Here is a 23,503-nt window from a genome sequence, read left to right as displayed (position 1 = left end):
TCGTCAATTGAGCGGCAAACATTCGACGCACTGACGGGTTGCCATTTGAAGGGGACCGAAGTCACTTGTGGGTATGTCCCAACCACTCTCTGGAATCATTCCGCCTCTTGTTACGCCGCTACGTGATCGCGACCTGCTCGACTGTGAGGGGCTGGAGCGGCTGATCGAGCATCTGATCAGCGGCGGGGTGTCCGGGTTGTTTATTCTTGGCACGACGGGTGAGGGGCCGAGCCTGAGCTACCGGCTTCGGCGGGAGCTGATCGAACGGACGTGCAAGCAGACGGCGGGGCGTGTGCCGGTGCTGGTGGGGATCACGGATACGTCGTTTACGGAGAGTGTGAATCTGGCGAGGCACAGCGCGGAGGCGGGGGCGACGCATGTGGTGACGGCACCGCCGTATTACTTCCCTGCCGCACCGCCAGAAATGCAGGAGTATATTCAAGATCTCGTGGCGGAGATGCCGCTGCCGATGTTTCTGTATAACATGCCGGGGCTGACGAAGGTGAGCTTTGAGATCGATCTGGTGAAGCGAGCGCTGGAAATGCCGGGTGTGTGCGGGGTGAAGGACAGCTCGTGCGACATGATCTACTTTCACCGACTGCTGGAAGTGGCGAAGCAGCGGGCGGACTGGAGCGTGCTGGTGGGACCGGAGGAACTGACGGCGGAAGCGGTGCTGCTAGGCGGGCATGGAGGGATCAATGGCGGGGCGAATCTGCACCCCAAACTTTATGTGGAGATGTATCAGGCAGCGGCGGCGCAGGATCTGCAGCGGACGCGGGAGCTGCATGCGAAGGTGATGCAGCTGGCGGGGAGCATTTATACGGTGGGGCGGCACAAGTCGGCGATCATCAAGGGGATCAAGTGCGGTCTGTCGCTTCTGGGGATTTGTGAGGATCACATGGCGGAGCCGTTTCACCGGTTTCGTGAGGCGGAGCGGGCGATCATTCGGGAAAGGCTGGTGGGGCTGGGGTTGATCAAGAACTGAATGATGACCTGCGGAATACACGGAAGCCGGAATGATTGAGCGGCGTTTTTAAATCTTACTTTTTTACTTATGAAATCTGTTTCACTGATTTGTTTTGTTGCTGTTTTGATGTCTGTCTGCGGTGCTTCTGCGCAGCAGATTGTGGGTGGGTTTGGTACGGTGTCTCCTGGTGACAAGGAGGTGAAGGGGGCGGCGGAGTTTGCGGTGAAGGCGAAGGATGCGAAGCTGGTGCTGCAGAGCATTGAGAGTGCGGAGCGGCAGGTGGTGGCGGGAATGAACTATAAAATGGTGCTGCATGTGACGGAGGGGGCGACGGCGCAGAAGGCGGCGGTGGTGGTGTGGCAGAAGCTGGACCGCAGCCAGGAGCTGACTTCGTGGGAGTGGCTGAAGGCGAAGGAGCAGCAGGCGGGGATTTTGAAGTCGGAGTATATTTATGACACGGGGCCGTATCCCTCTATCCATGCGACGACGATCGTGGAGACGCCGACAGGGATGGTGACGGCGTGGTTTGGCGGAACGGCGGAGAGGAATCCGGATGTGTGCATCTGGGTGTCGCGGCTGGTAGATGGAAAGTGGACGGAGAGTGTGGAAGTGGCCAATGGAGTGCAGGCGGATGGGAAGCGGCACCCGACGTGGAATCCGGTGCTGTTTCAGCCGAAGGACGCGCCGCTGATGCTGTTTTATAAAGTGGGGCCTTCGCCGAGCACGTGGTGGGGTGAGCTGAAAACTTCGACGGATGGTGGCAAGACGTGGTCTGCGGCGCAGAAGCTGCCGAAGGGAATCTTTGGGCCGATCAAGAACAAACCGGTGCAGCTGGCCAATGGCGACATCCTGTGCCCGACGAGCAATGAGACGGAGACAAAGCCGAGCGCGTGGGCGATCTATTTTGAGCGCACAAGTGATCTGGGCAAGACATGGCAGCGCACGGAGCTGCTGCATGACGGATTGAAGGTGAGTGCGATTCAGCCGAGCATTCTTTTCCTGGGTGGTGACAATCTGGAAGCGGTGGGACGCACGCGACAGGGGAAGGTGTTTCAGATCGAGTCTGCTGATGCGGGGCGGACGTGGGGTGAGATTTCGCTGACGGAGCTGCCGAATCCGAACTCGGGAACGGATGCGGTGACGCTGAAGGATGGAAGGCACCTGCTGATTTATAACCACACGGCCAAGGGGCGCAGTCCGCTGAACCTGGCGCTGAGCAAGGACGGCAAAGTGTGGGAGGCGGCGCTGGTGCTGGAGGATGAGCCGAAGAAGGAGTTCAGCTATCCGGCGATCATTCAGACGAGCGACGGCCTGGTGCACATCACCTACACGTGGAAGAGGCAGAAGGTGAAGCACGTGGTGGTGGATCCGGCGAAGCTGGTGCTGAAGCCGATGGTGGGTGGCGTGTGGCCCTGAAAAATGACGAAACCAGAATGAGGAATGACGAATGAGGGGATTCAAGGTACGCAGGTTGCAGCGATCCGTTCTGCTGTTCGTTCTCGCTTCGACTGTTTCGGTTCAAGTGCTGGCACAAACACAGGCAGAGTCAGCGCTGCACATGCAGATGTCCAAGGCGTGGGAGGTGACGTGGGGGCGCTTTTATCTGCCGCAGGTGCAGACTTTTGGGGATTACCTGAGCAGTTATGAAAAGGGCAAGGAGCAGGCGCATCTGCCGACGGCTGAGGAGGTGAAGCGGCAGTATCCGAATCCGTGTGGTTACAGCACGGGGATGGAGGACGGGGCGATCCTGGGTGGTGCGATGCTCAGCGTGCTGTGTGACCGGTTTGCGGTGACAGGCGAGGAGGCGCTGCGGGAGAATGCGGCGAGTGTGTTTGCGGGGCTGAAGCGCTGCGCGACGGTGCATGGGGTGCGGGGCTTTGTGGCGCGGAATGTGTGTCCGGAAGATGGGAAGAGTGTGTACATCAATTCGTCGCGGGATCAGGTGACGCACTTTGTGCATGGGCTGTGGCAGTATTATCGGAGTCCGCTGGCGGATGAGGCGACAAAGAAAGAGATCCGTATGGTGCTGGCGGATGTGGCGGAGCGGATGATTGCGTTTGTGACGCCGGAGAACGATTTTGATTTCTGCCGCGCCGACGGTCAGCGCTGCCCGCTGGGCATCTGCCGGATGTGGAATGTGCAGGCGCATGAGGCCGCACGACTGCCAATGATTTATGCAGCGGCGTGGGACGTGACGCGTGATGAGCGGTATCGCAAAGAATGGAGACGCTATGCGGCAGAGGCCATCGAACAGTCCGCCAACCCCGGGGATAACAAGCCTGCCTACGCGCTGCTGCAGATGCAGTGCTCTTTGGAGGTGCTCCACGACCTGGAGCCTGACGCAGCACTGAAGGCCACGATCCATGAGCGGATGACGCATGTGCGTGATCTCGCGGCGAAGCGTTTTAACAGCGTGCTGGCGCAGATCGCCAAAAAGAGTGCGGAAGAGATGAGGATGCTGGGGCCGGACTGGCGAAAGGTGGCGGTGTGGAAGGATCAGAAGGGGTATCCGAATCCGCAGTGGGGTCCGTATCGAGAGATCTGGCATCTTACGCGGGAGGCGGGGGAGTCGGCGCTGATTTTGCGCATGGTCGATCCGCCTTCAGATTCCGCGGCGCAGCAGAAGGCCCTGGCGGATCTGATCCGCGGCTTTGACTACGAGCATAATTCCAGCTGTGGCATCATTTACCATCTGGCGGCCTACTGGAAGGCACGCCGCATTCATCTGCTGGCTCCTTGATATGATTCCGCTTCCCATGATAACCCGTCTTTTTGCCACCGGCCTGTTGCTACCAGCCGTGCTGCCATGTGTTTGCATGGCGGACACGGGTGATGTGCGTGACGTGCGCGTAATCCGCACCGCCGAGCAAGAACCCCGTGCCGCCCTGCTGGGGCAGCCGAGCCTGGCTTTGTGGAAGGAGAAGCACCTGGTGGCGGCTTATCAACTGGGCATTCCAGGGAAGATGGACATGGGCAGCATTGATGCCGTGGTCTCCACTGATGACGGACAGAACTGGAGTATTCCGAGCACGATTTTCGACAGCACCGCGCGGCATGGCGCCATGCAGTTTGGCTACTGCAATGCGGTGCTGTACAAGCCGCCGGGGCAGGATGTACTGTGGTGCTTTGCCATGCGCTGCCCGCTGAACTATGCGGACAGCGAGGACTCCCACCTTGCCGCGGCGTACAGCGGCGATGGGGGGCGCTCGTGGAATCCGGTGGAGCCGGCCATGCACTACACAGGGCCGCTCGTCATTCTGGGGGAGATCCAGCGCATCGAGGAAAACGGCCACCCTGTGTATGTGATGCCGGCGCACCGCAACACGCGGCGGGCGGATCCGCATGGGACGCGTGAGCATTTTGTGCTGCGGAGCACGAGCCTGCTGGACTGGAAGCTGGGCGGCTATGTACCGCTGCCGGAAAGGAACGGCACTTTTCTGCATGAGGGGCAGATCGCCGTACTCGATGCGAAGCATGGGAAGCTGAAGATGGTGATGCGAACTTCCACGGGAACCCCTGAGGGGAAATTGTTGGATGGCGGTGCGCTGAATCCGCCACGCGCATGGTCCAGCACGAGCGAGGATGGCGGTGTGAGCTGGAGCGTGGCGCAAGAAGAGCCGGAGCTGTGGAACACGGTTTCGGAGGCGTGGTTCGGGCGCAGCCAGGACGGACGCTTTCTGTATGTGTACAATGACGGTCCGGCATTCAGCCGCATGGCGCTGCGTTACAAAACAACAAATGCAGCGGGTGAATGGGGAGCGGAGCAGACTTTCTTCGATGCGGGGATTCACAACTCGTACCCCACGCTGATCGAAACAGGCCCGGGTGAGTTTCGTGCGGTATGGGACAGCGGCGATGACAAGCGGCATCGCCGTGCCATCCGCTTTGGCAAGCTGAGCCTGCCAGCTGTGAACCCTGCGAAGCCGTGATGCCACAACCCTCCAGCGCATTCCATTTTCCACCCACCCTTTATGATCAAGCCTCACCTCCTCATATGCGCAATGCTTGTGGCGCCGCTTCTCCCGCTGAACACCTTTGCAGCCGATGACGCCAAGCTAGAGATCACCGATGCCTCGAAGAAAAAGGAGGCGACATCCACCCTTACCCTGCCTGCAGACCAGAAGCAGAATGTGATCGTGTATAAAGAGGCGGGGCGCTATGGCGGGTGGCCGGCGAACCATGGGCTGTGGCAGTGGGGGGATGAACTGGTGGCGGGCTTTACCTCGACATGGTACAAGCAGACGACGACGGATCACCGGATCGACCGCACGAAGCCGAGCTATGAGATTCAAGCGCGGAGTGTGGATGGCGGGAAGACGTGGAAGACGGAGGAGGATGTGCCTTTTAAGGATCCGAAGAATGAGGCGAAGCCGGTGGCGCTGAAGGAGCCGCTGGATTTCACAGAGGCGGGTTTTGCGCTGATGTTTCGCTTTGGCGGGCTGCATGCGGGGCCCTCGTGGTTTTACACGAGCGTGGACCGGTGCAAGACGTGGAAGGGGCCGTACAGCTTCAGCGTGCCCGGAGTCGAGGGCATCTGCACGCGGACGGACTTGATTGTGCTGGGGAAGCAGGACTGCCTGATGTTTGGGAGCTGTGGGAAGAAGAATGATGGGAAGGAAGGGCGCGTTTTTTGTGCGCGCACGACGGATGGCGGGGTGAACTGGTCGTTTGTTTCGTGGATTGGGCCGGAGCCGATGGAGGGGGGCTATGCGATCATGCCTTCGTCCTTGCGTCTGAAGGATGGGACGATTTTGACGACGATCCGGAGATCGGATCCGAAGGTGTCGGGGTTTATTGAATCGTGGCGCAGCACGGACCTGGGCAAGACGTGGACGCAGGCGGGCATGGTGGCGACGCACATCGGAGGGAATCCGCCAGCGATGGTGCAACTGCAGGATGGGCGGGTGGCGGTGAGCTTTGGCCACCGGCACAAGCCCTCGGGGATGCGAGCGGCGATCAGCGCGGATGGTGGGGTGACGTGGGGGCCGCAGATCGTGCTGCGGGAAGATGGTTTTGATGGAGATTTGGGATATCCGCGCAGTGTAGTGAGGCCGGATGGGAAGGTGCTGACGGTGTATTATTACAATGGACCGAAGGAGGATGACCGGGCGATTGAGGGGACGTTTTGGAGGGCGCCGTAGAGGGGATGTTGGCGGTGGTTTGCCATTGTTGGCGGTGGTTTGCGATGGTTTATCGGAGGCTGGGGGTGAGGCGAGGAGGGCGCAGCAGGCGTCGTGCGTGGGCTGAGCCGCACTCGGCGAGTGCGGACCACTTCGCGAAGGGGGGCTTGCGGAGCGGCGAGGAGATTTGGTGGGTTTTAAGCTAGGATGGGCGGTGGAGAGCGTTTGAGGTAGCACTCATGAAATTTCGTTTTTTCTCCCTGCTTTCCGTTCGTGTGATTGTCGCAGCGTGTGCTGCTTTGCTGGTGTGTGACTCTGCCTTTGCGCAAGGGAAGGCAGCGGGGCTGCCGCCGGGGATCAGGATGGAAAAGGACGTCTCTTACATTCCGGACGGGGATGAGGCGCAGAAGCTGGATTTGTATCTGCCGGAGAAGGAGTCGGAGAAACCGCTGCCTCTGATCGTGCACATTCATGGCGGCGGGTGGATGGGCGGGAGCAAGTATCCGTGCGCGGTGGCGGGCATGGTTTCGAAAGGCTATGCGGTGGCGAGCGTGGAGTATCGCTTCAGCCAGAAGGCGAAGTTTCCAGCGCAGATCCAGGACTGCCAGGCGGCGATCCGCTGGCTGCGCGCACATGCGAAGCAATACAACTTTGACAACGACCATGTGGGTGTGGTGGGTGGCTCGGCGGGCGGGCATCTGTCTGCGCTGGTGGGGACAGCGGGTGGAAAGAAGGCCTTCCCAATGATCGGCGGGAATGAGGAGCAGTCTGACCGGGTGCAGGCGGTGTGCGACATCTTTGGGCCGACGGATTTCAGCACGGTAGTACAGCAGGCGGCGGACGACAAGAATGTGAAGAACATCTTTGAGTTTAACACGCCGAAGGATCCGTATTCGGAGTTGATCGGCACGAAGCTGGATGACAAGGCGAAGGCTGAGGCAGTGAGCCCGGTGCATTATGTGAGCAAAGACAATCCGCCGTTTGTCATTCTGCATGGGACGCATGACACGCTGGTGCCGTATGCGCAGAGCGAGGAATTTGCGACGGTGCTGAAGGAGAGGGGCGTGGAGGTGTGGCTGCAGAAGCTGCCGGGCTCAGGGCATGGCGGACCGGGCTTTGGCAAGCCGGCGGTGATTCAGCTTATGGCGAATTTTTTCGACAAGTATCTGCAGGGTAAAGACGTGAAGATCGAGCTGGTGCCGGAGGCGGAGGTGACGGTGGAGCCGGCAAAGGCTGGGCTGAAGTGAGGTCTTGCACGGCGGGTGGGAGGCGTGGTTGAATGGTGGGATGAAATTCCTGCGCCTCTTTGTTTTCCTTGGTTTGAGTCTGGGCATCGTCTCCGGCGAGGATGCGAAGAAGGATGAGTTCAAGAGCAAGATACCGCTGAAAGTGCTGTCGGATGAGGAGCAGGCAAAGCTGCTGGCGAAGAGGCTGGAGGGAAGCCTGGGCCAATCGTTTGGATCCTTTGCGAACATGTTCATGGTGCGGAGCCAGATGGATCTCAGGGTCTGCGTGGGACTGAAGGGAATGAGCCGAGAGATCGCCGAGGCGGAGCTGCAGCCGGTGTTTCCTGAGTTTTACAAACCGACTTTGAAGGAGCTGCTGGATGCGATCGCGCTGCAGACTTCGTCTGCGTGGGGCTACCGGAAGGAGGATCAGTTTGCGAGCTCCAAAGTGGCTGACACGAAGGAAGAGGATCATGTGGTGATCTTCTCGTTCACGTCGGTGCTCGCCGAAGCGAAACCCAAGAAGCCGTACACGCTGGAGCTTGCCAAGGACTGGAAGTCAGAAGATCGAGGCCACTGGGTGGCCTGCATACCACCGACGTTTCCAGTGGGGATGGACGTGTATGAACTGGGCACCTATTCCGCAGCGAAGAAGGAGGATGAGGCGGCCCTGTTTGAGAAGGTGAGGAAGGAGGTGGCGCTGGAGTGGGCGAACCGGGTGAAGAAGGATGTGAAAGCAGCGGATCTGAAAGAAGCGAAGGTGGGCAGCTATGAAGCGCTGCATTTTGATGCGATGATTCCCTCCCGCGAAGGCAAGGAAATCCGGTGGCGGCACTGGGTCTTCATGGTGGACAACGCGTGCTACTTTATCGTGAGCACGATCTATCCCGAAATGGAGGAGCGGCTGTATCCCGATGTGAAGCAGATGCTGGCGAGCTTTAAGATGGTGAAGAAGTGATGGGGCGGAGCGGGGACACCTAATGCGGAAAAATCATTTTGGATCGAGAGAGAAGAGCTTCACCGCATCGGGGTCGCCGGTAACTCCGACTCTTTTGGGCAGCAAAAGCTTCTGCTTCTCGTCCTGATCCCACTGCGCATCATAGGCGGCACGGCCGAGGCCGGTGAGCCGATGAAACAGATAACGGGCGGCGCTATGGTCTTCAGCATACTGATCGCCCCAGTAAACCTGGAGGACTGCATTTTCCTCAAAGGCGGTGGCAGCCGCCGAGGGCAAGCGGTGGCAGACCGAGTAGACATGCACCTTTTTGGTGGAGTCGTAACTCTTGTGTCTGATGAGCCACGCCGTTGCAGGGCGGTGTTTTTGCTCTGGCAGAGTGAATGTCACGGTGGTGATATTCGGAGAGTCGGATTCGGTCTGGATGGTGATGATCTCCGCGCCGATGGTGCCATCGAAGTGATGAATGGTTTCGATCACCTTGTGATTATTCGGCGGACCTGTCATCGTGATGCTATTCGCCGAGATGGAAACCGAGGCGTCCTTCGGCCAGCCAGTGGGTTTCAAATCGTGGTCGGACGGATCGAGCCGCCAGGACTGATGATCTGCGACGGGCCTATGCATGGAAGGACCAATGAGAAGATAACAGGCGCGAGATTCTGGAATGACTTTCAAGCACCAGTTTTGTTCGAGGCCCGAGATGTCGAAGCCGTCATCATTCCACCAGCGATCATCATGCGAGGCCGCAACCGATCCGATCTGCCGGGCAACCTGCCAGCCGTTTTTCCAGAGCAACAGAAACAAGCTGGCATCATCCCTTGAGGCGTTTTTGCCGTTGCCCCGGGGCTCGACGGCGATGAGAGCGGCTGGCTGATTGTCGCCAAAAAGATTTCCCCACCAGCCATGGCAGTCGTCTGAGTGAATCTGAATGAAAGGCGCCTGGACAGGGCCACGCGGGGCAACATCCTGCATGGTGGCGATAGCGCGGCGGATGAACTCTTTCTCCTGCCGGGAAGGATCTGCAGCGATGGCGAGACTGCTCCAGAGGAGCGTCGCGGCCAGAATGGGGAGCGGAAATGCACTGCTCATTTTTTCGGAGTCTTTTTGGCTGGTTGGGGCCATTGAAATTTGCGAACCACGGCGGGATCTCCAGTGACTTTGATTTTGATGCGTTTGATGTCCGGCTTGGGGAGGGCATGGAGCCATTCATCTTCGAGGAGTTTCCGGCTCAGGCCGGTGAGGAGCTCAAAGCAATCGTAGGGATCGAGAAATTCGCCTTTGGGAAGCTGCAATTCGGCCAGCGAAGATGAACCTGTTTCATCATCGGGAGCAGAGTCTCGAACGGTGATGTGTGATTCATCGTCATCATCGGGGACAAAAGCCCAGCTTAGACTTTTACCGCTGTCCCGTTCACGAAAAGTAATGGTGAATCCGCCGGTATCGACCGTGTGGAAGCAGGCAAGCAGCCCACTCTTAACACCATTCCTCAAGGGATAGATCCAACGGGTGTCCCAGTGCGCCAAACGCTCGTGGCCGCGCTGATAGCAGATGTAGCCGCCGATGAGCGCATACGGGCCCCAATCATCCAGCCCGGTGGGAACGAGGCGCGCTGATTTGTCATCGTAGCGCCAGGAAGACTGCTCGCCGCCATGACGCTCGGTGCGGATGAAGCCCTGGACGATCTGCAGGCCCATGTCCTTGCGGCGGTAAATGTCAAAAATCTGCGCGCTGCCCAGAAGCTGGCGGTAGCGCCAGCGGCCATCCTTCCAAACAAGGAACGAGAGCCAGTGCGGGGGATAGTCGTATTCATCCTGAGGCGGACGATGAAAGGTGACCAAGGCGACGGTTTCGTCTTTTGAAAAAAAGGTGCCCCAGCGAGCTTCGCCGTCAGCAAAGAGCATGGTGGTCGCGGTGCCAGGCGTGTTGGTGCGAGCGGGAGCCACATTTGCAAGCATTTCAAGGCAGCGCCGCTCCGCCTCTGCCTGAATCTGCTGTTCTTCCGGAGGATCGCCCTCTGCGGCCCAACAGCCGACTGCTGACAGGAGGGCCAGCATGATGGTGAATTTCATGCCCTATTTTCTTGAACGGCGGAGTGGTCGCAATCTTTTTGTAGGATCTTTTTTGCCGTTGCAGTGACGTGCGGCGATAAGAAATCTGACACAAGAGTCAGGTTGCGGAGTGGGACATGCATCGTCTCATTGAGAACTGAGGCCCTGCTGCGCCGGCTCCGGTGGTGGCTGCTGATTATTCCGGAGAACCAACCTCTTACTTCATTCACATTATGGGACAACAAGGCAACACACAAGGCGACCTGGGATGGTCGGAACTGAACACGAAGGACGCGGCGGGCGCGCTGAAATTTTACTCATCCCTGGTGGGCTGGGAAGCCAAGGGCGAGCCGATGCCGGGCTACCATATCTTTGGTCGTGGTGGCGAAATGCTGGGCGGGATCTCGGACGCGCATTGTGGTGAAGGCGAAAAGAAAGCGCCGCAGTGGATGCCGTACATCACGGTGGATGATCTGGATGCGACGCTGGCGAAGGTGGAGGGGTTGGGTGGCAAGGTGATCATGCCGGCAATGGCGATTCCGAATGATGGCGGGCGCATTGCGATCATCCAGGATCCGCAGGGTGTGGCGACGGGACTGGCGCAGTACAAGAAGAAAGAGTGTGCAGCGTGAAGTTTGATGGATTTGGGGGGAATGAATGCGCACGTGCTGTGCGTTTCATTCCCTCTTTTTCTCCCCTTCTCCATGATCTCCCGTGCTCTTTTTTATTGTTCGTTTCTGGCTGCTGCTTTTGGTTTTACCGCGCCTGCTTTGGCTGAGGACTGGGGGGCGTATGTGATCGTGCCGGTGAGTGCTCCGGGGATGGTGCTGGAGGCGGTGGATGCGGGGACGGCTGACGGCACGCGGGTGTCGATCGGGAATCCGACGGGGAAGGCGGAGCAGAAGTGGGTGATCGTCCCGAAGGGGGATGGGTTCTTTGCGATCAAGCCGTCTTACAGCAACACGCTGACGCTTGCGGCGGACAAGGGCGGGGTGAAGAATGGAACGGGGATCGTGCTGGAGACGGACAGCGGGAAGGACTGGCAGATGTGGAAGATTCAGAAGAATGAGTCGGGCTCGTACTCGATCATCCCGAGGCATGCGCCGACGCAGGGGATTGATGATCTGGGCGGGAAGAAAGAGCCGGGAGCGAAGATCGACCTGTGGCAGCACAATGCGAACGATCAGCATCTGCAATGGCAGATCAAGCCGCTGGCGGGGAGCGCGATTGCGGGAGCGGAGGCGGCGCCTGCTGCGCCGATGTATGTGCCGGTGGCGATCAAGCCGGAGGAGATTTTGGCGGGGACGATCAAGCAGACGCAGTTTAACCAGAGCAAGGTTTTCCCGGGGACGGTGCGGGATGTGACAGTGTTCATCCCGGCGCAGTATGATGGGAGCAAGCCGGCGTGTGTGTATGTGAAGACGGATGGCTACAATGCGCGGGAGAAGACTTTCATGGAGACTCTCATTGCGACGAAGGAGATGCCGGTGACGATCGGGGTGTTTGTGAAGCCGGGGACGCTGCCGGCGCCGATGAAGGGGACGATGGACCGGCGGAATCGTGATCTGGAGTATGATGGGGTGGGCGATGAGAATGTGCGCTTTCTGCACGATGAGCTGCTGCCGTTTGTGGCGAAGGAGTTTGATTTGAAGATGTCCACGGATGGGAATGACCGGTGCATTTCGGGCGGGAGCAGCGGGGGTATTGCAGCCTTCACTGCGGCGTGGCACCGGCCAGAGGCTTTCAGCCGGGTGTATGCGGCGAGCGGTAGCTGGGTGGCCTTTCGCGGCGGGCATGAGTTTCCGACGATGGTGCGGAAGTTTGAAGCGAAGCCGATCCGTGCGTATCTAACGACGGCGACGCATGACATGGAGAACTGCGCGGGGGACTGGTACCTGACGGACCAGGAGATGGACAAGGCGCTGAAGTTTTCAGGCTATGACTACCAGTTCCGCACAATCGAGGGGCGACATGTTGCGGGGTATGGGGAGAACTACCTGGAGGCGATGGCGTTTTTGTGGAAGGGGTGGCCGGAGCGTGTGAAGGCGGGACCGAGCGCGCCGCGGGCGCAGGAGGTGATCGTGCCTGGCGAGGGGTGGGAGCTGCTGGCGGAAGGATTTAAGAGTACGCGGGGACCTTCATGCAATGAGAAGGGGGAGGTGTTCTTTGCGGATACGAGCAACAATAAGATTCACCGGATTGAGCTGGATGGGAAGGTGAGTGAGTTCGTGAAGGATGTGAATGCGCACTGCGTGAGCGTGGGCGCGAATGGGAATGTGTACACGATCTCGGAGAAGTCGGGGAAGCTGATGTTGTTTGATGCGACGGGTGCGGGCAGTGTGGTGATGGAGGACATCCTGGGGCACTCGATCCTGGCGATGCCGACGGGGGCGCTGTATGTGACAACGAATGGCGACAAGCCGAAAGAGGAGGGCACGGTGTGGCTGATCAAGGACGGGAAGAAGACGCAGGTGGACAAGGGCATTAAGTTTGCGACAGGGATGGCGTATCGGCCGGATCAGTGGCTGCTGACCGTGGCGGAAGGGCACTCGAAGTGGGCGTACAGCTATCAGATTGATGAGGATGGCACGCTGAAGAACAAGGAGCGGTTTTTCCATCTGCATGTGGCGGATTGGGAGGATGACGCGGGGCCGGAGTGCCTGTGCTACTCCATCGAGGGACGGCAGTTTATTGCGACGAAGAGCGGGGTTCAAATTAGCGCGGATGACGGACCGACGCAGATCATTTTGCCGGTGCCGGATCGGAGCCGGGTGACGGCGGTGGCGATCGGAGGGAAGGACAAGGACACTCTGTATGCGTTTTGCATGAACAAGATCTGGAAGCGGAAGATTTTGCAGCATGCGATGGGGGCATGGAGTCCGTGGACGAAAATGACGGGGACGAAGCTGTAGGGGGTGGGTGATGCGGAGCTCCGTGCGCATGCGTGTGGCGGAGCGCGGTGGGGACGCTGCTGGTGGACGTCGGCGTGTTGCGGAGTTGTGGATTTGCTTCCCGGATTGCCGGAAGTTAACCCAGGGTTGCCTCGCTTAGGCTCGGCTAACCCTGGGCTGTAATCCGCAGCTCCTTTGGAGCTGGTGTGAGGTGGGGCAGAGTGGCGAAAGATTGCGCTGGATTGGTGGCAGCGGGCAACTTGGTAAAGCGAAGCGTGTGGTGATGGCGGAGTTCTGCAGACTCGGAGTTCCGCGCTCCCGGGCGCTGGGGGTTTTGCAGGATATCGGGGATGAGCCATGGGGCTCTGGTTGAGGGCTGCCGGGACGCCGTGACTCTGTGACACGTCTCCCGGAGCGAGCTGATGCTCGCGAGTACTTTTTTCTGAATGATGCGGCGGTATGAAAAAAGAATGAGGGGGCTTGCTAAGGTTTGTGGGGGCTGGGGTATATTCTTGGGAATGACCGATCCTCATCAGCAGCAGGTGCTTCAGCTTTTTGTTCGCCATCAGGGGCGGATCAAGGGGTTCATTGTGTCGCTGATGGCGGCGGACTTTGCGGGGGCGGAGGATGTGGTGCAGGAGACGTTTCTGGTGGTGCAGCGGAAGGCGGCAGAGTTTGAGGCGGAGAGCAATTTCATTGCGTGGGCGTTTCAGATTGCGCGGTTTCAGGTGATGAAGGCGCAGGCGCAGCAGCGACGGGCGGCGGACCGGTTTTCGGATGAGGTGCTGGAGGCGCTGGCGGCGAGTGCGCCGGTGGAGGCGAGGGATGATTCGAAGCTTTCGGCGCTGCCGGGGTGCCTGATGAAGCTGGCGCCGCAAGCACGGCGGGTGGTGGATCTGTTTTATGAGCATGAGCACAAGCCGCAGGAGATCGCGCGGATTTTGTCATGGACACCAGCGGCGGTGAGCGTGGCGCTGTCTAGAGCGCGGGGCTTTTTGAGGAAGTGTATTGAGGAACAACTGGCGGAGGTGAAGGCATGACTGACGAACGACTGGATCATTTAATTGATGAGCATCTGAACGGGATGATGAGTGATGAAGCGCGGGCAGAGCTGGAGGAGCGGCTGCTGCATTCGGCAACGGATCGCGCGCGGTTTTGGGAACTGGCGGGGAGCCATGCGCTGCTGCATGAAGGAATGCAGGGGCAGCGGGTGGAAGAGACCGTGAAGCCGCGGGCGAAGGTGAGGTCGGTGTGGCTGCAATGGCGGCCGATTGCTGCTGCGGCGGCGGGGATTGCGCTGGGGATGTTTGGGACTTCGATGGTGTTTGCGTATGTGGCTCCGCGGATGGCCCAGCGTGTGGTTCTGCTGAAGGAGGGATTTGAGGCTGATGTGTCGCGCACGGAGCCGGGGCTGCCGAAGGAGCTGGGGACGTGGAGCGGGGATGATGCGGCGGTGGTGGATGCGGCGGATGATTTGAAAGCGAAGACGGGGCGCAAGATGCTGCGCTTTAACAGTGCGACGCATGCGGGTGAGAATGCGTCGAAGAGCGCGTGGTGTGATGTTTATCGCCTCGTGGATCTGAGGGGCGTGGCGGCGGCTGATGAAATGGGATCGCTGAGGCTGGTGGCGAATTTTGTCTCCACCGAGACAGCCAAGGATGAGGAGTATGTGTGCTTTGTGGAGCTGTGTGCGGTGGAGGAGGGGGTGATGCCTGGGGTGCTGCCGGACAATCTGCCGTGGTATCGGGAGAACAGTGCGGCGATGGCCACGCGAAAGCTGCCGCTGAAGGGGGATGGGCAGTGGAAGGCGATCAATGTGATGATGCCGATGCCGCCGCAGGCGAAGTATGCGCTGGTGCATGTGGCGGTGATGCGGGCGAAACCGGCGCGGTCGGCGGAGCCGGTACAATTTGGCAGCCACTATGTGGATGATGTGAAGCTGGAACTCATGACTCCCTCGGGAGTGCGTTGATATGATGATGCGGATGAATGGCACTCTGTTAAGGCGGATCATAGGGTGCGTCGGTGCCGCTGTGCGCCGGCGTGTGGCGGAGCCTCTTCCAGACGCTGCTGGTAAGCTGCAGATGCGGCGAAGCGCTGAATTTGCTTCCCGGTTTGCTTGCGATAACCCAGGGGAGCCTCGCCAAGGCTCGGCACCCCTGGGCTATAATCCGCAGCCCCTTCAGGGCTGGAGCGAGATCGGAAGCGGTGTTGGAAAAGGTCAATTCTTTGGTTCAAAATTCGACGCGAAAGAAGGTGCATACCTCACGATGCATGCCCTTAACCAAGTGCCATTCATGGCGCGGATTTTGATTTTATGTTTTGTCGCTTTGGCGAGTACGCGTGGAGCTCAGGTGTCGTGCGCTGTACCGGGGTATGAGCGGCTGCGGGCTGAGGGTGGGGAGTGGAAGGTGGAGGCGGGGAAGATTCTTTTTTCGGAGCTGTCGTGCGCGGCATGTCATCATGAAGGGACACCGAAGACGCCGACGCTGATGTGGAAGGCGGGGCCGGATCTTTCGGCTGCGGGGGATCGGCTGCGAGCGGAGTGGGTGCGTGCTTTTTTGGCGGATCCGGCGAAGGTGAAACCGGGGACAACGATGCCTGCTATGCTGGCGGGAATGGAAGAGGGGAAGAAGGCGGATGTGATTGAGGATCTGACGCATCATCTCATGAGTCTGCGGGCGAAGCGGAAGAGCACGGTGGAGCCGGTGATGGGTGCGGCGAAATCGGGGCGCACGGTGTTTCTGAGCCTCGGGTGCGTGGCTTGCCATGGGAAAGAGCCGATGAAGGGGCTGGAGGGGAAATATGCGCCGGGGGAGCTGGCGAAGTTTCTTTTGTCGCCGCTGGCGGCGCGGCCTGCGGGTCGTATGCCGGAGCAGCGAGTGGGGAAGAAGGATGCGGCGCACCTGGCAGCCTATCTAGCGCCGGAGGTGATGAAGGCGGAAGTGTTTGTGGTGGATGAGGAACGGGCGAAGCGTGGGCGAAAGTCGTTTGCAGCACTGGGCTGCGTCGCTTGCCATGGAAAGGAGCCGGTGGCGAAGACGGTGCCGCTGGTGGCGATGAAGGGCGGATGCCTGGAGAAAGAGCCTAAGGCAGGGCTGCCACGCTATACGCTGAGTGAGGAGCAGCGTGAGGTTTTGCTAACGACGCTGGCGGCGGGTGATGTGACGAAGCCGAGGGATGAGGTGCGGCATATCATGCTGCAGAGGAATTGTTTTGCGTGTCATCAGCGTGGAGGGCTTGGTGGGCCGACGCCGGATATTGGCATTCACTTTACTTCGACAAAGGATGATCTGGGTGATCTAGGACGACTGCCGCCGCCGCTGGATGGGGTGGGGCGGAAATTTATTGGTAGTGCGCTGGGAGCGATCCTGCGGGGGCGTGATCCGGTGCGGACTTACATGCGGGTGAAGATGCCGGGCTTTGGCGATGAGCTCGCGAATGAGCTGGGGAAGATGCTGAGCAGGGCGGATGCGGATGCGAGTGTAAAGCCGTATGTGAGGCCGAAGGATGCGGAGCATGCGGGGACGACTGAGTGGGGGCGTGAGATGGTGGGGATCAAGGGGTATGCGTGCATCATTTGTCATGACATCAACGGGCAGCCTTCGCTGGGGATCGGGGCGTATGATCTGGCGCAGATGCCGAAGCGGCTGAGGCCAGAGTGGATGCGCGACTTTTTGATGAATCCGGTAGGCTTTCCGACGGGGTCGCGCATGCCGCCGTTTTGGCCGGGAGGGCAGCCGATGAACCCGACGCTGGGTGGCGGGACGACCGAGAGACAGATCGACAGTCTGCTGCGTTATCTGGCGGAGGTGGATGAGAGTCTGCCGCCGGAGGGGCTGGCGAGTCGTGCGTCGCTGGTGCTGGAGCCGAAGGACAGGCCGATTGTTTTCCGCACGTTTGTGAAGGGCACGGGAACGCATGCGATTGCAGTGGGTTTTCCGGGCGGGATGAATGTGACGTTTGATGCGCTGGCGGTGCGGTGGTCGATGGCGTGGCGGGGGAAGTTTATTGATGCGGATGGGACGTGGAACCAGCGCTACACAAAGATGGAGCAGCCGCTGGGAGAGGCGCTGGTGCATCTGGAGGAGGTGGGTGTGATTGGGATTGTGGGTGAGGAGAAGGTGGCGCCGTTGTTTCGAGGGTATCGTGTGACGGCGGAGGGAGTGCCGGTGTTTGAGTATGATCTGGGGGCGCTGCGTGTGGAGGATCGGGTGGAAGCGAATGGGAAGGGTGGATTGAAGAGGATGATTCGGGTCACGAGGCAGACGAAGGAGGTGGTGCAGATCACGGCGAAGCCGGGGGCGCGGGTGAAGGTGTCTGTGCCGGGCGGTGCGACGCGGCTTGAGTTTAAAGAGGGAGTTTCGGAATTTGTGGAGGACATCTCATGGTGAAGTTTTGTGTGTGGATCGTTGCTTTGCTCTGCGCGGTGAATGGTGCTGCGGAGGAGGCGTATCGTCGGATCACGCTGCAGCATCCGGAGGAGCTGACGCTGGAGGCGGGGGGAATCGCGCCGATGCCGGGTGGAAGGCTGGCGGTGGCGACGCGGCGTGGGGAGGTGTGGATCGCGGAGAATGCGTACTCCACGGACGGCAGCGGGGTGGTGTGGAAGAAGTTTGCGAGTGCGCTGCATGAACCGCTGGGGCTGGCGTTTCACGATGGGGATTTGTATGTGAGTCAGCGCAGCGAGGTGACGAGGCTGCGTGATACGATTGGTGATGGTGTGGCTGATGAGTATCGGTGCATTGCAAAGGGGTGGGGTGTGACCGGGGCCTACCATGAATACACATATGGGCCGAAGTTTGATCCGGCAGGGAACATGTGGATCACGCTGAACTGCACGATGGGAGATGTGGTGTTGCCGAATCGGGACTGGCGTGGCTACAGTCTGCGAATGACGCCGGATGGGAAGTGGCAGCCGGTCTCCGGTGGGATGAGATCGCCGTGTGGGATTGGCATTAATGCTGAGGGTGATGTGTTTTATACGGATCAGCAGGGGCACTGGAATTCGGCGTGCGGGATTCATCATATCGCGCAGGGGCGGTTTCATGGGCATATTGCTTCGTTTGCTTCGGCGAAGCTGCCGGGGGCGCCGTTTGCGGAGCCGAAGGAGCTGGTGGAAAATGTGCCGGTAGCGGAGGCGGCGAAGCGGATGCCGATTTACAAGCCTGCGGCGGTGTGGATGCCGTATCGCAAGATGGGGATGAGCACGACGGACATGGCGTATGATGGGACGGGCGGGAAGTTTGGGCCGTTTGCAGGGCAGTTCTTTGTGGGGGAGCTGACGCAGGCGGCGATCAATCGCGTGTTTTTGGAGAAGGTGGGCGGCGAGTATCAGGGGGCGTGCTTTCCCTTCATGGAGCGCTTTCAGTCGGGGGTGTTGCGGCTGGAGTTTGGCGAAGATGGATCGCTGTTTGTGGGTGAGACGAGCCGGGGGTGGAGCTCGGTGGGGAGCAAGCCGTATGGGGTGGAGCGAGTGGTGTGGAATGGGAAGGGGCCGTTTTCGATGAGGACGATGGAGGCGAGGCCGAAGGGGTTTCGGTGTACGTTTACGCAGCCTGTGACCAAGGAGGCGGTAATGACCGCGAAGTGGCAGATGCGGAGCTACACGTATGAGTATCACGCGGATTATGGCGGGCCGGACATGGATGTGAAGGAGCCGGTGGTGCGCGTGGTCGATGTCGCGAAAGATGGATTGAGCGTGGAGCTGGAGATTGACGGCCTGCGTGAAGGCTATGTGCATGAGCTGACTGTGAAGGGGCTGCGATCTCAGGAAGATGCATTGCTCACGCCTGAAATTGCGCATTACACTTTGAACCACATTCCGACCCAACCATGAACCGACGACATTTCATTACCTCTGCTGCTTCAACCTTTGCACTTGCCTCCCGTGGTGCTGAACCTATGCGTAAGTGGCGGGTGGTGGTGCTGGGGAACAAGGGGAGCTATGGGCATAGTCTTGACACGATGTGGCTGAAGGTGCCGGGGACGGAGATCGTGGCGGCAGCGGATCCGGATGCGAAGAAGCTGGAGGCGACGCTGAAGGAGCTGAACATTATGCAGGGTTTTACGGATTATCATGACATCGCGAAGGCGAAGCCGGATGTGGTGGCGATTGGACCGGCGATGGGGCTGCACAGGGACATGGCACTGGTGGCGGCGGCTTCGGGTGCGCGGGGGATTTATTTGGAGAAGCCGTTTTGCCGCACGCTGGCGGAGGCGGATGAGATCATCGCGGCGTGTGAGAAGAACGGCGTGAAGCTGGCACTGGCGCATCGCAACCGATGGCACCCGACGCTGCCGGTGGTGAAGAAATTGGTGCAGGAGGGGCTTATTGGGAGGCTGCTGGAGATTCGTGGGCGCGGGAAGGAAGACCGGCGCGGTGGGATGGAGGATCTGTGGACTTTGGGGTCGCACGTGCTGAACCTGGGTGTGTTTCTGGCGGGGAAGCCGGTGGCGTGCACGGGGGCGATCATGCAGGACGCGAAGCCGGTGACGCAGGCGGAGGTGATCAAAACGAAGGCGGACTTTGGGCCGATAGCGGGGAACGAGGTGCATGCGCGATTTGATCTGGAATCGGGCGTGCCGTTTTACTTTGATTCGATCCAGGAGGCGGGTGATCCGAAGGTGGGCTTTGGGCTGCAACTCATCGGGACGAAGGGGATCATCGACATTCGCGTGGATCAGACGCCGCTGGCGCACCTGTGCGCGGGGAGTCCGTTTCAGCCGATGAAGGAAGCGCGGACGTGGGTGCCGATCAGTGCGGCGGGTGTTGGCGAGCCGGAGCCGATTGCGGACATCGGCAAGCAGGTGATGAGCCATGCGACGGGTGCGCTGGATTTGATCGCGTGCATGGAAGACAAAGAGCGGCAGCCGCTGTGCAGCGGGTCGGACGGGCGGCTGACGGTGGAGATGATCACGGCGGTGATGGCCTCGCATGTGCGCCAGGGTGAGCGTGTGAGCTTTCCGCTGGAGATGCCGGAGAATCCCCTTTCCACCTGGAAGTAACGCAACCTCACACGCGCATGAAATTGAACATTTTTCTCATCACTTTGCTTCTTACGGCGCCGCTGGCGGTGGGTGCAGGTCGCGAACCAGAAACGACGCGAGACAACATCGCGCTGCTGCAGAAGAAGAAGCTAATCAGCGAACCGGAATACTGGCTGGAGCATGCCGTGGAAGGCGGCAAGTGCGACGGGGCGAAGGTGGCGGGGCTGCTGGTGGAGCTGGTGAAAGTGCTGAAGCCCGTGGCGACCAAGGAGGAGGCGCTGGATGTGCTGGTGCAGCGCGCGCTGATCAGCTCGCCGGATTACTGGAAGAAGAATGCGGTGGCTGGCGGCCAGTGCAGCGGGGCGAATGTGGCGATTGTGCTGGATCGCATCGCGGGAAGGCTGCCGATGGAGGCACCGAAGTCGGCGAGCGCGAAGCCGCTGGAGGCGATGGCGTTTGCGGAGCTGAAGGAGAGCTATGATGTGGTAATCGCGGGCGCGGGAACCGGCGGATGTGGTGCGGCGGTGCAGGCGGCGCGGATGGGCTGCACGGTGCTGCTGCTGGAGGAGACGGACTGGATCGGCGGGCAGATGAATGCGGCGGCGGTGACCTCGATGGATGAGGGCGGGACGCTGGTGAGAAAGCGCGGGCTTTATCGCGAATGGTGCGGGCTGGTGGCTTCGCAATATCAGCCGCTGGGCATCAACTTTATGACGGCGTATTGGAACAGCCACACGTGCCTGGAGCCGCGGGTGGGCCGCCATCTGCTTCATGTGCTGCTGGGGGATGCGCGTGGCAAGGGTGTGCTGGATCTGGTGGAGCGTGCGCGGGTGAGCAAGGTGACGAAGAAGGGGGATACGGTGACGGGAGTGGAGGTGGTGGATTTGATGGAGAAGGGTGGGAAGACGCGGGCGATTCAGTGCCGGGTGCTGATTGATGCGACGGAGTGGGGGGATGTGATTCCGCTGACGGGCGCGCGGTATCGGGTGGGGAATTGCACGAGTGATGCGATCGATGTGAAGCGGCGGGTGCAGGACAACACGTGGACGGCGGTGGTGAAGCAGTATCCGCAGGGGGTGCCGGAGGAGTTGCGCATCAAGGAACCCCCGCCGGGCTATACGGAGAAGGTGCATGCAGCGTTTGTGAAGACGCTGGTGGATGGGGAGAAGGTGGACAGCCAAGGGAAGCCGTGGACGTGGGCGACGTTTATCGGGTATCGCGGGATGCCGGACAGTTCGAGGCCGGGGGATTCGCCGCCGATCACGCGGACGCATCTGAACTATAACAACGACTATGTGGCGAGTGTGGCTGAGATTGAGGATCCGGTGCTGCGCAAGGCGACTGATCGAGCGATGCGGCTGAAGACGCTGCATCTGATTTACTTCATGCAGCATACGCTGGGGAAGACGGACTGGGCGGTGGCGAATGATGAGGGGTATGACACGCCGTGCAATCGGGAGGCGATCGATGAGTGGCTGAAGGAGCGGCCGGAGCTGGGACCGTATCGTGCGATTTTTTATCAGTTTTCGATCATTCCGTATGTGCGGGAGAGCCGGAGGATCATCGGGCTGCATACGATGACGGCGAGGGAGATCGAGCGGAAGAAGGGCAGGCCGGTGCAGTTTCCTCATACGGTGGCGCTGGGGGACTACCCGGTGGACATGCATGGGTCGATGTCGAAGCCTTGGCTGGAGCTGGACCTGGATCGTGAGGAGGATATTCCAGACAAGTTTGGAGGGCATGGCTCGGGGCCGTTTGCGATTCCGTTTGAGAGTTTTATTCCGGAGAAGGTGGACGGCTTTTTGCCGGCGGAGAAAAACATTTCGCAATCGCGCATGGTGAATGGAGCAACGCGACTGCAGCCGCACACGATGATGATGGGGCAGGCGGTGGGAGCCATCGCGGCGCTGTCGATTCAGAACCAGGTGCAGCCGCGCGCACTGGATCCGGGGCTGGTGCAGCGGGTGCTGCTGGAGGCGGGGAGTGTTTTGAATATTGAACCGATGACGAAAACCAAATGAAGAGATCTTATTTTTCCCTGTTTGCACTGCTGCTGATTTCGCTGCGTGCGGTTTCACTGATGGCGGCTCCGCCGAATGATCCAGCGACCACGCTGGTGCCGGATGATTTTGGCGTGACGACGAGAACGCCGCCGGTGATCAAGGTGGACCCGGGGCCGAAGTACTGGCCGCGGATGCGGATGTGGCAGGGGATTCCGAGCATTGAGCGCACGGCGAAGGGACGGCTGTGGGCGACGTGGTACGCGGGGCCGCTGAGCGAGGGGAGCAGCGGAAATCATGCTCTGCTGGTGACGAGCGATGATGATGGCGTGACGTGGAGCAATCCGGTGGCGGTGTATGATCCGACGACATTTTTTGAAGGGAGCACGGGAGATCCGAATGTGTGGATTGATCCGCAGGGGCGGCTGTGGTGGTTTGTGTTTCGGATTCTGAAAGTGAAGCACCCTGAGGGCATTCGTTCGCTGTGGGGCTTCTGCTGCGAGAATCCGGATGAGGCGATGCCGAAGTGGAATGCGCCGGTGCTGGCGGGATTTGGGCTGGGGCTGAACAAGCCGACGGTGCTCTCGAATGGTGACTGGCTGCGGCCGATTGATAATAATCAGGAAACGAAGCAGGGGACGCGGACGCAGTTTTATGTCTCGCATGATCAGGGCAAGAGCTATTCGTTTCTCTCGAAGTTCAGCATCAAGGATGTGTCGTTTGCGGAGCACATGGCAGTGGAGCGCAAGGACGGCAGCCTGCTTATGATGGCGAGAACGACGTATGGGATCGCGCAGGCGGAGTCGTTTGATCATGGGGCGACGTGGGTGAACGAGGGGCCGTTTACGAAGGAGCGCGGGCTGAACACGCGGTTCTTTTTGCGCAAGCTGAAGTCGGGTGCGCTGCTGCTGGTGGTGAATGATGTTCCGCGCGGGCGGGACCGGCTGACGGCGATGCTTTCTGAAGATGATGGCAAGACGTGGCCGCACAAGCTGATGCTGGATGAGCGGCAGCGGGTGAGCTATCCGGACGGGACGGAGGGCGCGAACGGTTTTATTTATGTGACGTATGACCGCGGGCGGTATGAGAAGGATGAGCAGGAGATCTTGTTTGCGAAGTTCAGCGAGGCGGACATCAAGGCGGGGAAGATTGTGACGGAGGGGAGCAGGCTGAAGCAGATGGTCAACCGGCTGGCTGATTCTGAGGGCGGTGTACACAAGAGCCGTGAGCCGCAGCTGATGGAGGAGGCGTTTGAGAAGAGCAAAGGGGTGAAGAAGTGAGCGGGAGTGACGTTGAGAGCCCATCC

General features: G+C 59.9%; 18 protein-coding genes. 16 read left to right on the top strand and 2 right to left on the bottom strand.

Translation table 11 applies throughout. From position 1 onward, the window contains the following. Positions 1-73: 73 nt before the first annotated feature. The 7 genes from ACILSR_RS07735 (at position 74) to ACILSR_RS07705 (ending at position 8,271) form a co-directional block, all read left to right on the top strand. Entirely contained in the window at positions 74-985 is a 912-nt protein-coding gene (locus tag ACILSR_RS07735) for a dihydrodipicolinate synthase family protein (RefSeq protein ID WP_395749169.1), read from the top strand. A 69-nt stretch (positions 986-1,054) separates the two neighbouring features. Beyond that, positions 1,055-2,383: an exo-alpha-sialidase gene (locus ACILSR_RS07730; RefSeq protein ID WP_395749168.1), complete on the top strand. Its 1,329-nt coding sequence runs from the start codon at positions 1,055-1,057 to the stop codon at positions 2,381-2,383. A 148-nt stretch (positions 2,384-2,531) separates the two neighbouring features. After that, positions 2,532-3,707 (top strand): hypothetical protein, encoded by a 1,176-nt coding sequence (locus ACILSR_RS07725; protein ID WP_395749347.1) that lies wholly within the window; start codon positions 2,532-2,534, stop codon positions 3,705-3,707. Positions 3,708-3,723: 16 nt separating this feature from the next. Then, positions 3,724-4,896 (top strand): sialidase family protein, encoded by a 1,173-nt coding sequence (locus tag ACILSR_RS07720; protein ID WP_395749167.1) that lies wholly within the window; start codon positions 3,724-3,726, stop codon positions 4,894-4,896. A gap of 42 nt (positions 4,897-4,938) precedes the next feature. Next, positions 4,939-6,108: a sialidase family protein gene (locus ACILSR_RS07715; RefSeq protein ID WP_395749166.1), complete on the top strand. Its 1,170-nt coding sequence runs from the start codon at positions 4,939-4,941 to the stop codon at positions 6,106-6,108. A 218-nt stretch (positions 6,109-6,326) separates the two neighbouring features. Then, positions 6,327-7,334 carry an alpha/beta hydrolase fold domain-containing protein gene (locus ACILSR_RS07710; protein ID WP_395749165.1) on the top strand — a complete coding sequence of 336 codons (1,008 nt, stop codon included), beginning with the start codon at positions 6,327-6,329 and terminating at the stop codon, positions 7,332-7,334. Between the two features lie 40 nt (positions 7,335-7,374). Further along, complete coding sequence (locus ACILSR_RS07705; RefSeq protein ID WP_395749164.1) at positions 7,375-8,271, top strand: hypothetical protein; 897 nt, start codon at positions 7,375-7,377, stop codon at positions 8,269-8,271. A 33-nt stretch (positions 8,272-8,304) separates the two neighbouring features. Here ACILSR_RS07705 and ACILSR_RS07700 read toward each other — a convergent pair whose 3' ends face one another. Both ACILSR_RS07700 and ACILSR_RS07695 read right to left on the bottom strand, forming a co-directional pair. Beyond that, positions 8,305-9,357 carry a hypothetical protein gene (locus ACILSR_RS07700; RefSeq protein ID WP_395749163.1) on the bottom strand — a complete coding sequence of 351 codons (1,053 nt, stop codon included), beginning with the start codon at positions 9,355-9,357 and terminating at the stop codon, positions 8,305-8,307. Next, positions 9,354-10,337, bottom strand: coding sequence for a hypothetical protein (locus tag ACILSR_RS07695; protein WP_395749162.1), 984 nt, complete (start codon positions 10,335-10,337; stop codon positions 9,354-9,356). The genes ACILSR_RS07700 and ACILSR_RS07695 overlap by 4 nt, the downstream gene beginning before the upstream one ends. 164 nt (positions 10,338-10,501) lie before the next feature. Between ACILSR_RS07695 and ACILSR_RS07690 the strand changes: the two genes are divergently transcribed. From ACILSR_RS07690 to ACILSR_RS07650, 9 genes are all read left to right on the top strand, one after another. Continuing rightward, entirely contained in the window at positions 10,502-10,948 is a 447-nt protein-coding gene (locus ACILSR_RS07690; protein WP_395749161.1) for a VOC family protein, read from the top strand. Positions 10,949-11,020: 72 nt separating this feature from the next. Beyond that, positions 11,021-13,228 (top strand): RICIN domain-containing protein, encoded by a 2,208-nt coding sequence (locus ACILSR_RS07685; protein WP_395749160.1) that lies wholly within the window; start codon positions 11,021-11,023, stop codon positions 13,226-13,228. Positions 13,229-13,725: 497 nt separating this feature from the next. After that, complete coding sequence (locus tag ACILSR_RS07680; RefSeq protein ID WP_395749159.1) at positions 13,726-14,247, top strand: sigma-70 family RNA polymerase sigma factor; 522 nt, start codon at positions 13,726-13,728, stop codon at positions 14,245-14,247. Further along, the gene (locus ACILSR_RS07675; protein ID WP_395749158.1) at positions 14,244-15,179 is read left to right on the top strand and encodes a hypothetical protein; all 936 of its coding nucleotides are present in this window, start codon (positions 14,244-14,246) and stop codon (positions 15,177-15,179) included. Before ACILSR_RS07680 ends, ACILSR_RS07675 begins: the two co-directional genes overlap by 4 nt. Positions 15,180-15,561: 382 nt before the next feature. Then, positions 15,562-17,601: a c-type cytochrome gene (locus ACILSR_RS07670; RefSeq protein ID WP_395749157.1), complete on the top strand. Its 2,040-nt coding sequence runs from the start codon at positions 15,562-15,564 to the stop codon at positions 17,599-17,601. Beyond that, positions 17,595-19,046 carry a hypothetical protein gene (locus ACILSR_RS07665; protein ID WP_395749156.1) on the top strand — a complete coding sequence of 484 codons (1,452 nt, stop codon included), beginning with the start codon at positions 17,595-17,597 and terminating at the stop codon, positions 19,044-19,046. The genes ACILSR_RS07670 and ACILSR_RS07665 overlap by 7 nt, the downstream gene beginning before the upstream one ends. Continuing rightward, positions 19,043-20,215 carry a Gfo/Idh/MocA family protein gene (locus ACILSR_RS07660; protein ID WP_395749155.1) on the top strand — a complete coding sequence of 391 codons (1,173 nt, stop codon included), beginning with the start codon at positions 19,043-19,045 and terminating at the stop codon, positions 20,213-20,215. Before ACILSR_RS07665 ends, ACILSR_RS07660 begins: the two co-directional genes overlap by 4 nt. A gap of 17 nt (positions 20,216-20,232) precedes the next feature. Next, positions 20,233-22,218 carry an FAD-dependent oxidoreductase gene (locus ACILSR_RS07655; protein WP_395749154.1) on the top strand — a complete coding sequence of 662 codons (1,986 nt, stop codon included), beginning with the start codon at positions 20,233-20,235 and terminating at the stop codon, positions 22,216-22,218. Next, entirely contained in the window at positions 22,215-23,477 is a 1,263-nt protein-coding gene (locus tag ACILSR_RS07650) for a sialidase family protein (protein WP_395749153.1), read from the top strand. Before ACILSR_RS07655 ends, ACILSR_RS07650 begins: the two co-directional genes overlap by 4 nt. The last annotated feature ends 26 nt before the right edge of the window (positions 23,478-23,503 follow it).

Source organism: Prosthecobacter sp. (assembly GCF_044222565.1).
Classification (GTDB): Bacteria; Verrucomicrobiota; Verrucomicrobiia; order Verrucomicrobiales; family Verrucomicrobiaceae; genus Prosthecobacter.
Note: the sequence above shows the minus strand (reverse complement) of the source record. Positions and strands in the feature narration are given on the sequence as shown.